Below are 981 nucleotides of genomic sequence, written 5' to 3' on the forward strand. Positions count from 1 at the left end.
TGGAATGCCTCATCTGACTAGGTCCACCGTTATGTATAGGGAACGGAGGACAGAGAATGGCAAACAAGCGGCACAAGCCCGAGGAGATAGTTCAGAAGTTACGGCAGGTTGATGTGCTTGTCGGCCAGGGTATGCAGCGCGTGGATGCGATCCGCGAAGTGCGCATTACCGAGCAGACCTATTACCGGTGGCGCAAGCAGTATGGCGGTATGGGAACCGACCAACTTAAGGAACTAAAACGGCTCCAGAAAGAGAATGAACGGCTTCGGAAAGCCGTGTCGGACCTGACCCTGGACAAACTAATCCTTAAGGAAGCAGCCCGGGGAAACTTCTGAGCCCCGCCCGCCGGCGTGCCTGCATCGACCTGATCCGAAGTAGGATGAAGGTTTCGGAACGCAGGATCTGCCGGGTGCTGGGGCAGCATCGATCGACGCAAAGGTACTCTCCCCGAGGCCGGGAAGACGAAGACCGGCTTGTCGCGGACATGATTGAACTGGCCCGGCAATACGGCAGCTACGGTTACCGCCGCGTCGCCGTTCTGCTGAGAGATGCGGGCTGGCAGGTCAGCGTCGGCCGTGTTGAGCGGCTATGGAAACGGGAGGGGCTGAAGGTGCCACGCAAGCAACCAAAGAAGAGCCGTCTCTGGCTGAATGACGGATCATGCATCCGCCTGAGGCCTGAGCACCGCAACCATGTCTGGAGCTACGATTTCGTGCATTGCCGCACTGACGACGGCAAGGCGTTCCGTACCTTGAACATCCTCGATGAGTTCAGCCGGGAATGCCTGTCAATCACAGTGAAGCGGAAGCTGAACTCGACCGACGTGATCGACGCTCTCACCGATCTCTTCATCCTGAGAGGGCCGCCGGCATTTGTGCGCAGCGACAATGGCCCCGAGTTCGTTGCCAAAGACGTCCGGGCATGGATCGAAGCCGTGGGAGCCAGGACGGCCTTCATCGAACCGGGCAGCCCGTGGGAGAA

Annotated in this window: 1 pseudogene; it reads left to right on the forward strand. The window is 59.0% G+C overall.

The annotated features are described in order from the left end of the window. Positions 1-56: 56 nt before the first annotated feature. Positions 57-981: pseudogene (locus AB2B41_RS23315) on the forward strand (IS3 family transposase); the annotation flags it as partial.

It is taken from the genome of Sulfitobacter sediminis (genome assembly GCF_040811725.1).
In the GTDB taxonomy this organism is placed as follows: Bacteria; Pseudomonadota; Alphaproteobacteria; order Rhodobacterales; family Rhodobacteraceae; genus Sulfitobacter; species Sulfitobacter sediminis.